At 63.1% G+C, this 12,352-nt stretch carries 12 protein-coding genes; 9 read left to right on the forward strand and 3 right to left on the reverse strand.

Going from position 1 to position 12,352, the window contains the following annotated elements; genetic code table 11:
• The first annotated feature begins 175 nt into the window (after window positions 1–175).
• From NKH37_RS12310 to NKH37_RS12330, 5 genes are all read left to right on the forward strand, one after another.
• Window positions 176–1,150 carry a polysaccharide deacetylase family protein gene (locus NKH37_RS12310; RefSeq protein WP_245278677.1) on the forward strand — a complete coding sequence of 325 codons (975 nt, stop codon included), beginning with the start codon at window positions 176–178 and terminating at the stop codon, window positions 1,148–1,150.
• 67 nt (window positions 1,151–1,217) lie between these two features.
• Window positions 1,218–2,186 (forward strand): rhizopine catabolism ABC transporter substrate-binding protein, encoded by a 969-nt coding sequence (locus tag NKH37_RS12315; protein ID WP_023721243.1) that lies wholly within the window; start codon window positions 1,218–1,220, stop codon window positions 2,184–2,186.
• Window positions 2,187–2,334: 148 nt separating this feature from the next.
• Window positions 2,335–3,450, forward strand: coding sequence for an ABC transporter permease (locus tag NKH37_RS12320; RefSeq protein WP_353003730.1), 1,116 nt, complete (start codon window positions 2,335–2,337; stop codon window positions 3,448–3,450).
• A 31-nt stretch (window positions 3,451–3,481) separates the two neighbouring features.
• A complete protein-coding gene (locus NKH37_RS12325) occupies window positions 3,482–4,294 on the forward strand; it encodes an ATP-binding cassette domain-containing protein (RefSeq protein ID WP_352481568.1) in 813 nt (270 codons plus the stop codon).
• A 32-nt stretch (window positions 4,295–4,326) separates the two neighbouring features.
• Window positions 4,327–5,433 carry a Gfo/Idh/MocA family protein gene (locus NKH37_RS12330; RefSeq protein WP_352641203.1) on the forward strand — a complete coding sequence of 369 codons (1,107 nt, stop codon included), beginning with the start codon at window positions 4,327–4,329 and terminating at the stop codon, window positions 5,431–5,433.
• A 27-nt stretch (window positions 5,434–5,460) separates the two neighbouring features.
• On the opposite strand, the gene NKH37_RS12335 is transcribed toward NKH37_RS12330, so the two are convergent.
• Both NKH37_RS12335 and NKH37_RS12340 read right to left on the reverse strand, forming a co-directional pair.
• Window positions 5,461–6,234 (reverse strand): FadR/GntR family transcriptional regulator, encoded by a 774-nt coding sequence (locus tag NKH37_RS12335; RefSeq protein ID WP_023721247.1) that lies wholly within the window; start codon window positions 6,232–6,234, stop codon window positions 5,461–5,463.
• A gap of 30 nt (window positions 6,235–6,264) precedes the next feature.
• Window positions 6,265–7,266, reverse strand: a complete 1,002-nt coding sequence (locus tag NKH37_RS12340; RefSeq protein WP_352481571.1) for a LysR family transcriptional regulator — start codon at window positions 7,264–7,266, stop codon at window positions 6,265–6,267.
• 110 nt (window positions 7,267–7,376) lie between these two features.
• On the opposite strand from NKH37_RS12340, the gene NKH37_RS12345 reads away from it, so the two are divergent.
• The 3 genes from NKH37_RS12345 (at window position 7,377) to NKH37_RS12355 (ending at window position 9,503) form a co-directional block, all read left to right on the forward strand.
• On the forward strand, window positions 7,377–7,991 hold the full coding sequence (locus NKH37_RS12345) for a nitroreductase family protein (protein WP_353003459.1): 615 nt from the start codon (window positions 7,377–7,379) through the stop codon (window positions 7,989–7,991).
• A complete protein-coding gene (locus NKH37_RS12350; protein WP_353003461.1) occupies window positions 7,988–8,845 on the forward strand; it encodes an EamA family transporter in 858 nt (285 codons plus the stop codon). Before NKH37_RS12345 ends, NKH37_RS12350 begins: the two co-directional genes overlap by 4 nt.
• A 169-nt stretch (window positions 8,846–9,014) precedes the next feature.
• Window positions 9,015–9,503, forward strand: a complete 489-nt coding sequence (locus tag NKH37_RS12355; protein WP_023721251.1) for a nucleoside deaminase — start codon at window positions 9,015–9,017, stop codon at window positions 9,501–9,503.
• Window positions 9,504–9,734: 231 nt separating this feature from the next.
• On the opposite strand, the gene NKH37_RS12360 is transcribed toward NKH37_RS12355, so the two are convergent.
• Entirely contained in the window at window positions 9,735–10,631 is an 897-nt protein-coding gene (locus NKH37_RS12360; RefSeq protein WP_353003462.1) for an NAD-dependent epimerase/dehydratase family protein, read from the reverse strand.
• Between the two features lie 146 nt (window positions 10,632–10,777).
• Between NKH37_RS12360 and NKH37_RS12365 the strand changes: the two genes are divergently transcribed.
• A complete protein-coding gene (locus tag NKH37_RS12365) occupies window positions 10,778–11,716 on the forward strand; it encodes an NAD(P)-dependent oxidoreductase (protein WP_352815680.1) in 939 nt (312 codons plus the stop codon).
• Window positions 11,717–12,352: the final 636 nt, after the last annotated feature.

Genomic DNA, 12,352 nt, shown 5'->3' on the forward strand with positions numbered 1-12,352 from the left:
GTGTCTCAGCCGGCAGGCAAATCGTACCCATCCGAATTCGCCAAAGTGGCCCTGTCGGAAAGCCAGCTTTCGGCGTTCCATTCCGGCCAGTTGGGCAAACGGTTGGTTCCATGAAATACGGGACACACTTTGGAAGACCCTCGAGACCGGCGCGCCGGCGGAAAGGCTGACATTCGTGAACGCCGCCGGCTCCAGCAAACGGATCGTGCTCCACGAGGACGATGTCGGCATGTGCCACGGCGCCAACAGCGCCTTTCTCGAATTGAACGGGCTAGGTGTCTGCAGTTCCGGCGCGGTGATGGTGCCGTGCCCGTGGTTCCTCGAAATGGCCGAAAGCGCCGCAGCCAACCCTGGCCTTGACCTTGGCGTCCACCTGACGCTGAACAGCGAGAAACAGCACTACAAATGGCGGCCGCTGACCGCGCCGTCGCGGGCGGCCGGCCTGACCGACGAGTTCGGCTTCTTATGGCCCGACGTGGCGACCACGCGCCGCAAGGCGGTGCCGCAGGCGATCGAGGCCGAGCTTCGCGCCCAGATCGACACCGCCTATCGCGCCGGCATCGACGTCACCCACCTCGACGCGCATATGGGCGCGGCATTGTCGCCCGAATTTTGCGACATATACATCAAGCTCGGGCTCGAATATCAGCTGCCCGTGCTGTTGACCAAGACGCTGTCCGCCTATTCCCCCAACGACAATCTGGTCGGCGTCACCGAGGAGGCGTTCCAGCGCGGCGTGGCGCTGGCCCGCGCCGGCGGCTTTGCCATTTTCGACGCCGCCATCCAGACGACCTGGGGCCGGCCGCGCTCCAGGCCGATCGAGCCCGTTTACAAAGCGCTCATCGAGGGTGTGCGCGAGGGCCTGACTTTCTTTTGCCTGCATTGCAACGCGCCCGGTGAACTCGAGCTGATCGAGCCGCGCTCCGCCTATATCCGCACCGAAGAGTACGAGCTGTTCCGCGACCAGGGCTTTCGCGACTGGCTCGCCGCACAGCCGATCGATGTCATCGGCATGAAGCCGTTGCGCGAGGAGCTTCGCGCAGCACTCTCGGCCGGGCGATCGTCAACATCAGCCCGCGGCAACAACGCGGGCGAACAGCGATTGACGTCGGCAAAGGCCCGCAAAGCGGCCACCCGATCCGCGACGTGAGCCGATCGTCGCGGCCGGAAAACGGCGCCAGAGGGATTGGAACTGCAACGACAAATGGGAGAATAAGATGAAAACTCTTCTGAAAGCGGCATTGGGCGCCTTCGTCACGGCGGGCCTGATGACAGGCATTGCATATGCCGCGGGCCTCAAGGATCCGAAGGACGTCCACATCACCTTCGTCGTGCATGGGTCGGCGTCCGATCCCTATTGGTCGGTGGTCAAGCGCGGCGTCGATGATGCGGCCGCCCTCACCGGCGCCAAGGTCGAATATTACGCGCCGCAGGTCTTCGACGTGGTCGAGCAGGCCCGGCTTCTGGACGCCGCCATCGCCACCAAGCCGGACGGCATCGCGGTCTCCATCGCCGACGCCAATGCACTCGGCAAATCCGTCAAATCCGGGCTTGCCGCCAATATTCCGATGGTGGTTCTGGATTCCGGCGAGAAGGAAGGCGCCGAGCTCGGCACCACGCTCTATGTCGGCACCGTTTCCGAATATGATTCCGGCAAGAAGGCCGGCGAGCGGCTGGCCAAGGAAGGCACGCTCAAGGTCGTCTGCATCAACCACGAGGTCGGCAATGTCAGCCTCGACCAGCGCTGCCAGGGCCTCAATGACGGGCTGAAGCCATCCGGCGGCGGCACCGAGGTTCTGGCCGTGGCGCCCGATCCGGCCGACATCCAGCGCCGCACCGAAGCCTATCTGTCGGCGCATCCCGACACCCAAGCCGTCTTTGCGCTTGGTGCCACCGCCGCCAATCCGCTGATCCCGATGTTCCGCGACAAGGAACTGTTCGGCAAGCTCAAGCTCTACACTTTCGACATCAGCCCGGAGGTCCTCGACTCTGTCGTCGCCGGCGAAATGGGCTTCGGTATGGATGCCCAGCAATATCTGATGGGCTATCTGCCGGTGATCTATCTGGTCGAGCAGGCGACGCACGGCTTCTGGCCGCAGAACAACGCCTATACCGGGCCGCTGTTCATCGACTCGCCCGAAAAAGCCAAGGCGATCCTGGCCCTCGCCAAAGAGGGCATCCGCTAGGCCAGCACTCCGACGGAACGGGAGAATGCGCCAGGCGCTCTCCCGATCCGTTCGAAGATTGCGAATTGAGCGATTGGAGAGCCTAATGGCGGTCGTGGAAGACAAGGCGATACCTCCGGGCGAACTGAAGGCGACCGACCGCTTCGGCATGACGTCGAAGCGGGCCGCCGGCGCCGACGAGCGGCTGGCCAGCACCGGCAAGCTGACCCAGTGGCTGCGCCGGCCGGAAGCCGGTGCTGCCGGCGGGCTGCTTGCGACGATCATCATCTTTGCGCTGCTGCCGGGCGCGGCGAACCTCTATTCGCTGCAGGGGTCGATGACCTTCCTGACGCTGTCGGCGGAGCTCGGCATCGTCGCCACGGCAGCAGCACTTCTCATCATCGCCGGCGAGTTCGACCTTTCGGTTGGCTCCATGGTCGGCTTTGCCGGTGTCGTCATCGGGCTAACTGTGAAGTACTGGGGCCTGCCGCTATGGGGCGGTATCGCCTGCGCCTTCGCCGTTGCCATCCTCACCGGCTATCTCAACGGCCTGATCGTGGTGAAGACGCGCCTGCCCTCCTTCATCGTCACGCTCGCCACGCTCTATATCCTGCGCGGACTGTCGATCGGCATCACCCGCGCCGTCACCGGCCGCACCCAAATTCCCTACATCCTCGAAGGCGTACCGGACCCGGCGACGGCCGGCATTTTCAACGGCCATCTGCTCACCGGCCTGTTCCACTGGATGGGCGCGCAAGGCTGGATCGGCACCCGCAGCGACGGCATTCCCTTCGTCGCCGGCATTCCGATGTCGATCGTCTGGTGGCTTGGCCTGACGGCGCTGGCCGGCTACGTGCTCACCCAGACGAAATACGGCAACTGGATCTTCGCCACCGGTGGCGACCTGATCGCAGCTCGCAACGTCGGCGTGCCGGTCGATCGCGTCAAGATCAGCCTGTTCATCTACACCGCTTGCGCGGCGACGCTGCTTGCCATCATCCAGGTGATGGAGGCGGGCTCCGCCGACACCACGCGCGGCCTGCTCAAGGAGTTCGAGGCGATCATCGCCGCCGTCATCGGCGGCGTGCTGCTCACCGGCGGCTACGGCACAGTCTATGGTGTGCTGTTCGGCGCGCTGATCTTCGGGCTGGTGCAGATGGGCATCTTCTACACCGGCATCGACACCGACTGGTTCAAGGTCTTCCTCGGCATCGTCATCCTGATGGCCGTGCTGGTCAACAACTACATCAGGCTGAAGGCGCTCGGCCGCGGAGGTGGCAAATGACCGAGCGGGCCCAAATGAGCGAACCGGCCCAATGACCGAACCCGCAATGGAACTGCGCGGCGTCAGCGTCAATTTCGGCTCGGTGCGCGCGCTCCAGGACATCGACATCAAGGTCTATCCGGGCGAGGTCCACTGCCTGCTTGGCGACAACGGCGCCGGCAAGTCGACGCTGATCAAGGTTCTGTCCGGCGTCTACCGGCCGAGCAAAGGCGAAATCCTGGTCGACGGCAAGACGGTCACCTTCCGCAGCCCGCGCGACGCGCAGGAGCTCGGCGTGGCAACGGTGTTCCAGGACCTCGGCATGATCTCGCTGATGTCGATCACCCGCAACTTCTTCCTCGGCCGCGAACCGACCAAAAGCAGCCTGCCCTTCTCGCGCATCGACAAGGAGCGCGCCAACACCATCGCCAGGCAGGCAATGGCCGATATCGGCATCGATGTGCGCGACCCGACGCAAGCCGTCGGCACGCTGTCGGGCGGCGAGCGCCAGTCGGTGGCGATCGCCCGCGCCGTACATTTTGGCGCGCGCGTGCTGATCCTCGACGAGCCGACTTCGGCACTCGGCGTCCACCAGGCGGCGATGGTGCTGAAGTTCATCATCGAAGCGCGCATGCGGGGCCTGGCCGTGATCTTCATCAGCCACAACATCCACCATGCCTATCCGGTCGGCGACACCTTCACGCTGCTCAACCGCGGCCGCAATCGCGGCACCTACGCCAAATCGGACATCTCGCGCGACGAGGTCATCTCGATCATGTCGGGCGGCGAGGATCTGAAGGCGGTCGAGGCGGAGATTGCCGGCCTGCTCGCCCAGATCGGCAACCGGCCGCCTGCGGCGGCTTGAGCTGACAATCGGACATTGCAGGGAATGATCGCATGAGCAGGTTACGCGTCGGGGTCGTCGGCGCCGGCATGATCTCGCAGGTCGAGCATATTCCCAATCTGCTGCGCCTCGGTGAGTTGTTCGAGCTGGTCGGCGTCGCCGATCCCTCCAGGATTTCGCGGCAGTTCGTCACCGACACCCATGGCATCGCCAATTTCGAAACGATCGACCAGCTCTTCGACCAGCGCCTCGACGCGGTAGTGATCGGCTCGCCGGACCCATTGCATCACGAACAGGTGCTGGCGGCGCTGGCGCGCGGCCTGCACGTCTTTTGCGAAAAGCCGCTCTGCTATTCCCTGGCGGAAATCGCCGAGATCGTCGCCGCGCGCGATGCCGCCAGGAAAATCATGCAAGTCGGCTACATGAAGCGCTTCGATCCGAGCTACCGGCTGGCGCTCGCTTCGCTGCCGGGGACATCGAGCACGCTGCGCTCGGTCTCGGTGGAAGTGAACGATCCCGACGCCTGGCCGTTCATCGCCCACCTGCCCTACAGGCGCGGCACCGATATCCCGAAGGACATGGTCGCCGCTGTCGCCGCCAAGCAGAAGCGCCAGGTCGAACAAGCCATTGGCGTGCCTTTCACTGATCTCGCTTTCCGTGGATTTACCGGCGCTTACAGCTCGGCCTTGATTCACGATGTCAATGCCGTTCACGGCCTGCTCGATGCGCTCGGCGTGCCGGACGGCGAGATCGTCGGCGCGCAGATCTTTGCCAATGGCGACGGCGGCCAGGGCGCCGTCAAGCTGCTGGACGGACAGGCGCTGTGGACCATGACCCATCTTACCGTACCTAAGCTCGCCGACTACAAGGAGCGGATCACGCTGTTCTTCGACGATGCCAGCCTGGAACTCGAATTCCCCTCGCCCTGGCTCAACCATCATCCGACCCGGCTGACGGTGACGACCTCGCACGGTCACACGCTGTCGAAGAAAGATTTGCGCGCCGGCTACGCGGAAGCCTTCGTCGAGGAGATGCGTGGCTTCTGGGCGGCGATCGTCAATGGCGACCCCGTCGTCAACCCGCCCGAACACGCCGCCCGCGATCAGGCCTTGCTGCTCGGGCTGACCCGGCGGCATCTCGCGACCGGACCGTTCGACTGAGCACTCAAACCGGGAGCCGAACGGCGGCTACCTGGACTTGATGACGCCGTCGGTATTGGCCAGCAGCTTGCGCACTGCATTGCGTGCCGCGTCCGGCCGCTGCAGGCGGATGCTCTTCTCGATTGCCTCATGCAGCCTCTGCGCATGCTGCAAATCGTCGAGTTCCCGGGTCGTAAAAGCGAACAGATGATCGAACGCCGATTCGATCAGCACGCCGAGCGGCACCAGCAGATCGTTGCCCGAGGCGCGCAGGATGGCGAGATGAAACCGCGTGTCGGCGCGCGTCCGCTCCTGCAGGTTGGTCGCCTCGCCCATCTCGCGGCAGGCCTGGCTGATCTCGGCCATCTGCTCGTCGGTGCGCCGCATGGCGGCAAAGGCGCTGGCCTCCGGCTCGATGATGTGGCGGAATTCCTGCACCGTCCTGAGGAACACCTCGCGGTCCGGCGAGGTCGCGTACCAGGCCAGCACGTCGCGATCGAGCAGGTTCCAGCGCTCCTTAGGCTCGACCCAGCTGCCGATTTTGGGACGTGATGACAAAAGGCTCTTCGCCATCAGCATCTTGATCGCTTCGCGCACCGCCGAGCGGCTGACGTCGAAGGTCTCGGACCATTTGGCTTCGTTGGGCAGGATGGTTCCCGGCGGATAGTCGCCGCGCACGATCCTCAGCCCGATTTCGTTGGCCAGCGACGCATGCACGCTCGACCCCGGCATGCGCGCCGCATCGGCGCGGCGAATACCGCTCGTGCGTTCGGCGAACGCCTCGGCCGCTGTCTTTCCCTTATTCGGCTTCGCGTCCTGCATGGCTCCACAAAGTCCGGATTTGGAGGCGTGTCAAGGAGATGAAATCGACGGCAATATCTCGGTTTGATTTTCCGTATCCGTCGCCTCGCCGACACCGCGCTTTGCCGGGCGTTCACGCCGGGGAGGCACGAACGGCTTCTCTTTGTCCCGACTGAATTCCTCGATCAGGAAATCAAGGAAGACGCGGATTTTCGGGGCAAGATGCTGCCGTGCCGGATAGACCGCGTAGAGTGTGGTTTCGACCTTGTCCCAGTCATCCAGAGCCGATTGCAGCCGGCCTGCTTTCAGGTCGCTTTCGACATAGGGATAGGGGATCAGGCTGACGCCGAAGCCGGCGCGCAGCGCATCGCGCACGGCAAGGCTCGAGGAGACCGAATATCGTCCGTCGATGGCGATCCGCTCGCTGCGGCCGTCCTTGCGGAATTCCCATATGTCCGCATGCCCCGAGAGGCTGAACCGGATGCAGTTGGCCGCCTTCAAATCGGCAGGCGTTTGAGGCCGGCCGTGCTGCTCGAAGTAGGCAGGAGCTGCACAAAGCACGTGCGGCATGACCGCAAGCTTTCTGGCGACCAGGCTGGAATCCTCGAGATTGTCGCTGCCGCGAATGGCAAGGTCAAATCCCTCCCGCACGATATCGACGCGCCTGTCATCAAGATGCAGGTCGAGTTTCAAATCGGGATAGCGCGATAGAAACGCGGGAATGGCAGCCGAAAGCCGCGTCAACGTGACAGTCATCGGCGCGCTGACCCGCAACGTGCCGCTCGGCGCCGTCTTGATCGGGCCGAGGACCTGGTCGGCCCTGGCCAGCGCATCGAGCCCCTGCGTGACATGCTCCAGATAGATCCTGCCTTCTTCGGTCAGGGCCATCCGCCGCGTCGTCCGGTTGATGAGCCGCACCCCCAGATGCGCCTCCAGCTCGGCGATGTTCTTGCTGATCGCGGGAGGCGAGAGACCGAGCCGCCGTCCGGCTTCGGCAAAGCTGTTCAGTTCCGCCACATGACGGAAAACCTGCAACGCAGTCAGGCGATCCACTGCACCATTCTCTCCCAGTAAACAATGTCTTTCAATTGTCACATATTATCGTCTGTTGGTAAATTCCATATCTGCTTCCCGAACAACTTTCTCAATTTCGGAATGATATGATGACCAACCCCACAATCTCCCTTATCGAGCGACGCATGTCGGCCAATCGGTTCGATGCCTCGTACGCATTGACGGATGCCGAGGTCGAGGAACTGGCGCGTCTCGCAACCCGCGCGCCAACCGCCTACAACCTTCAGAACTGGCGGTTCATCGCCGTGCGGACGCCGGAAGCAAAGGCGCGGTTGCGCAGCGTGGCCCATGGCCAGGCCAAGGTGCAGGAAGCAGCGGTCACCTTCATCGTCTGCGGCGTATTGCCCGACCACGCTGCCCTCACAGCAAGGCTGCATCCTTTCGTGCAAGCCGGCTTCATGCCGGCGGATATGGCTTCGGGCTGGCAGGAAGGCGCCCGCGCACAATATGCCGATCCTCGGGCAGCCCGCGACGAAGCCGTGCGCTCGGCAACGCTTGGCGCCGCAACGCTGATTTTCGCGGCCGAAGCGCTGGGGCTCGTCTCCGGTCCGATGGCAGGCTTCGATGCCGAAGGCGTGGCCCGCGAGTTTGGCCTTGCGCGGAATGAAATGCCGGTGATGCTCATCGCGGTCGGCCGCGCCGCGCCCGGAAACTGGCCGCAAAAGCCGCGCCGCCCTCTTGCCGAAGTACTGGAAATCTTATGAAAACGCACCGTTTCGATCTGTTGCTTACAGCCATTGCACCCGCGATATGGGGCAGCACCTATATCGTCACCACCCAATTCCTGCCCAACTTTTCGCCGATGACGGTCGCAATGCTGCGTGCCTTGCCCGCCGGATTGCTGCTGCTGGCGATCGTTCGGCAACTGCCAACGGGCATCTGGTGGCTGCGCAGTTTCGTCCTCGGAGCCCTCAACATCTCGATCTTCCTGAGCATGTTGTTTGTCGCCGCCTACCGGCTTCCGGGCGGGGTCGCCGCGACGGTGCTGTCGGTCCAGCCGTTGATCGTGATTTTCCTTGCCGCTGCCCTGCTTGCCAGCCCTGTCCGACCGTTGGCGATCGTCGCTGCCCTTGTCGGGATCGCCGGTGTTGCATTGCTGGTGCTGACCCCGAACGCGACGCTCGATGCGGTCGGCGTTGCCGCCGGCCTCGCCGGGGCGGCCTCCATGGCCTTCGGAAGCGTATTGGCCCGTAAGTGGCAACCGCCAGTATCGCTGCTTACCTTTACGGCATGGCAGCTGACTGCCGGCGGTCTGCTTCTCGTTCCGGTGGCCCTGCTTTTCGAACCGTCCATCCCGCTCCCGACCGGGGCCAACCTGCTTGGACTGGCGTGGCTCGGCCTGATCGGCGCGGCGTTGACCTATGTCCTCTGGTTCCGGGGCATTGCGCGACTGGAATCTGCAGTGGTGTCGTCGCTGCTTTTCCTCAGCCCGGTGACCGCCGTGCTGCTTGGATGGGTATTCCTGGATCAGACGCTGACCTTGCCTCAGATCGCCGGCGTCATTTTCGTCATCGGCAGCATCTGGCTGGCTCAACGCCCTAGTCGGAACGAGTCCTGATGCATGTCGCTCAAAAGTGTGCAGCGGGTTTGCGATACGACATGCATCAAAACAAGAACCTGAAGCGCGTAGCATGAGGCCGGTCGAACGCGACGCGTTTTAGGCCGCCGACTTGTGTCGGCGGATTGTTCGGCACTATGGTCCAGCGGCATAGCCGGAGGATCCGCCGATGCCACAACGCCCCTATGATGAGCGCCTGCTCCGTCAGGCGTTCGAAGTCGCGCGCAAGGCCCGCGATGCCGGCGAACATCCCTTTGGTTCGCTCCTCGCTGACAAGGACGGCAATGTTTTGCGCGAGCAGCCCAACGCTTACAAAGCCGGCGGGGGCGACCGCACCGCTCATGCCGAAAGGCTGCTGGCCTCATGGGCGGGGATGAATTTCAGTCTCGAAAAGCTGGCCTCCTGCACACTCTACACTTCGGCCGAACCTTGCGCGATGTGCTCCGGCACAATCTATTGGGCGGGCATCGGACGGGTCGTCTTTGGCCAGAGCGAACATGACCTCAAGGCATCGACGGGTGCACATGTCGAGAATCCTACACTCGACCTGCCCTGCAGGATCGTCTTCGAAGCCGGGCAGCGTCCGACTGAAGTCGTCGGTCCGCTGCTTGCCGATGAAGCGGCGCAACTCCAGGCCGAATTCTGGAAAGACAAGTAGGCTCAAATTTGCCGCGCGGCACACATCTCGTGCGACAGCGAAAACCACGGCTCGATCCGGCGCATCTGCGCCGCCGATAACCAGAACAGATTACTTATGGCAGCGCCCCTTTGCGCCGCCAATGAATCAGAACGCCGTATCCTGTGAATCCCTTTTAATAGGTCCTGAGCCCAGCGTCATGACCAGCAATTGCGGGCTGGCCCAGTGCCGGCTCCGCGTCAGCTGCCTCCGTCAGCTCGTCTTGACATATTTCCGCCAGCTGTGTTCCGGCCGGAAGCCGAGCATGTCGCGTGCCTTGCGGTTGGAGAGCAGCGTCTCGTATTCGCCAAGTTCGCCCTTGACCGGCACATCGGGGTAAAACCGCTTCAGCAGTTCGGCTGTCGGCAGGTCGGACGAGGTGTCGTCATTGGCGGCGTTGAACACCTGATAGCCGAGCCCGTCCTTTTCGATGGCGCGCAGCGTGATCTGGCCGAGGTCGCGCGCGTCGATATAGCTCCAGGCAATGCGCTTGCGGAAACCCGGATCGGCGAACCATTTCGGAAACAGCGAATATTCATGCGGCTCGATGACGTTGCCGATGCGCAAGGCATAGATGTCGGAGCCATCGCGTTGTGCAAACGCCCGCGCGGTCTTCTCGTTGACGACCTTGGACAGCGCGTAGCTGTCCATCGGATCGACGTCGTACTCCTCGTCGAGCGGAAAATGCGTCGGATCGCGCGGTTCGTTGGCGAAGACCAGGCCGTAGGTCGTCTCGCTGGATGCGATCACCACCTTGCGGATACCGAGCTTCACTGCGGCCTCGATGACATTGTAGGTGCCGAGCGCGTTGATGCGGAACACCTCGTTGTCGGGCGTGATCATGATGCGCGGGATCGCCGCGAAATGCACCACGGCATCGACCGGCTGCGAACGCAGCGACGGATCGAATTCATGCAGGCCGATATAGCTCGACAGCGCGTTGAACACCTGCCCGCTGTCGGTGATGTCGGTGATCAGCGTGCGCACCTTGGGATTGTCGAGCGGCTTGGTGTCGATGTTGAGCACCTGGCAGCCCTGCTCGACCAGATACTGCACGACGTGGCGCCCGGCCTTGCCGCTGCCGCCGGTGAACATGATCCGCTTCGTCATTTTGCTCTCCCTGGAATTCATGTGTATTGTCAGACAATATCGAACTCTGCAATCGCCTGCCAATGGCATGCGGCAAAAACCCGCTTCAACAATTCGCCGGCAAGGTGCAGCGCCGTCATCCATCATTGCAAATAGGACGAAACGACATGAACACGACCGCCGCGAGCGAAAAGATCGGCTTCATCGGGCTTGGCCTGATGGGGCACGGCATAGCGAAGAACATCGTCGACAAAGGCTATCCATTGACTTTTCTCGGCCGCAAGAACCGCACGCCTGCCGAAGACCTGCTCGGCCGCGGCGCCAAGGAAGCGGCGACCTCGCGCGACGTCGCCGCGGCATCCGATATCGTCTTCATCTGCGTCACCGGCTCGCGCGAGGTCGAAGCCATCATCCGCGGCCCAGGCGGCCTCAAGGAAGGCCTGAAGCAGGGATCGGTTGTCGTCGACTGCTCGACCTCGGATCCTGTCTCGACGGTGGCGCTGGCCGCCGAACTCAAGGCGCTCGGCGTCGATTATGTCGATGCCCCGCTCAGCCGCACGCCGAAGGAGGCCTGGGAAGGCACGCTCGACGCCATGGTCGGCGCGCCCGACACGGTCTTTGCCCGGCTGAAACCGGTGCTCGACACCTGGGCCGGGCGCATCGTCCATATCGGCGACACCGGCGACGGCCATCGCATGAAGCTGCTCAACAACTTCATTTCGCTCGGCTACGCCGCGATCTATTCCGAGGCGCTGGCGCTGGCGCAGAAGGTCGGCATCTCGCCGCCGCGCTTCGACAGCGTCATCCGCAACGGCCGCATGGATTGCGGCTTCTACCAGACCTTCATGCGCTGGACGCTGGAAGGCGACCGCGACGCGCACAAATTCAGCATCGCCAACGCCTTCAAGGATCTCACCTATCTCGAATCGATGGCGGGTGCTGCCGGCATCGCCAATCCGCTCGGCAACGCCACCAAGAACGCCTTCGCCGGCGCCTTCGCGGCCGGCCCCGCCGACCAGTATGTGCCGATGCTGGCCACGCATATCGGCAAGGTCAACGGCGTCGACCTGATGCCGACCAGGGATGGCAAGAAGCAGACGATCTGAGCCGGCCGATCAGCTTTTGGCCACGCAAGCTTGCCGCAACATTCCGAGGCGTCAGCGCCACTGGCGAAGCTGCCAATCTTCCCCCTTGAGGCAGTGCAATCGCATGTAGGCAAGAGCCCCCTCACCCGGATTGCCAACCGAATTGCGAAGGGCAATTCGGGGCAATCCAACCTCTCCCCGAGGGGAGAGGAGATCGCCAGCGCCGGCGTCAGCCTCTTCTCCCCAGCGGGGAGAAGGTGGCCGCGAAGCGGCCGGATGAGGGGGACTCCTTACGCGATTTGCCCTGCCTTGTTGGGGGAGATGCCCGGCAGGGCAGAGGGGGGTGCTGTCCCTCAGACCTCAGATCGGCAACACTGCAATTTCAAAGCCGAAAACAAAAAACCCGCCTCGGTAGGCGGGTCGCCGGCGCCAATCAGCACCATAACCAGATTAGTAGCATAGCTGCCGGCACAAAGCAAGAACAAAATACGCTGCGGCGGTAAAAAAGTCCGAATCCCTGGCCCATCCGAGGTCGCCGCCCTCATTGCCTAACGTTGATGATTAGCGAAAGCCGAAGTGGCGTCCAATCTCCCCCCTCGTGGGGGAGATGTCCGGCAGGACAGAGAGGGGCGCGAAGGAATGCCGAGTTTTGCAATC

Origin of the sequence: Mesorhizobium sp. M1217 (assembly GCF_040318275.1) — a bacterium.
In the GTDB taxonomy this organism is placed as follows: domain Bacteria; phylum Pseudomonadota; class Alphaproteobacteria; order Rhizobiales; family Rhizobiaceae; genus Mesorhizobium.

Excerpts from the sequence above, each read along its gene's own strand:
- NKH37_RS12330 (WP_352641203.1), top strand. The coding sequence starts at position 4,327 with ATGAGCAGGTTACGCGTCGGGGTCGTCGGCGCCGGCATGATCTCGCAG.
- NKH37_RS12320 (WP_353003730.1), top strand. The coding sequence starts at position 2,335 with ATGACGTCGAAGCGGGCCGCCGGCGCCGACGAGCGGCTGGCCAGCACC.
- NKH37_RS12345 (WP_353003459.1), top strand. The coding sequence starts at position 7,377 with ATGACCAACCCCACAATCTCCCTTATCGAGCGACGCATGTCGGCCAAT.
- NKH37_RS12360 (WP_353003462.1), bottom strand. The coding sequence starts at position 10,631 with ATGACGAAGCGGATCATGTTCACCGGCGGCAGCGGCAAGGCCGGGCGC.
- NKH37_RS12365 (WP_352815680.1), top strand. The coding sequence starts at position 10,778 with ATGAACACGACCGCCGCGAGCGAAAAGATCGGCTTCATCGGGCTTGGC.
- NKH37_RS12335 (WP_023721247.1), bottom strand. The coding sequence starts at position 6,234 with ATGCAGGACGCGAAGCCGAATAAGGGAAAGACAGCGGCCGAGGCGTTC.
- NKH37_RS12350 (WP_353003461.1), top strand. The coding sequence starts at position 7,988 with ATGAAAACGCACCGTTTCGATCTGTTGCTTACAGCCATTGCACCCGCG.
- NKH37_RS12355 (WP_023721251.1), top strand. The coding sequence starts at position 9,015 with ATGCCACAACGCCCCTATGATGAGCGCCTGCTCCGTCAGGCGTTCGAA.
- NKH37_RS12325 (WP_352481568.1), top strand. The coding sequence starts at position 3,482 with ATGACCGAACCCGCAATGGAACTGCGCGGCGTCAGCGTCAATTTCGGC.
- NKH37_RS12315 (WP_023721243.1), top strand. The coding sequence starts at position 1,218 with ATGAAAACTCTTCTGAAAGCGGCATTGGGCGCCTTCGTCACGGCGGGC.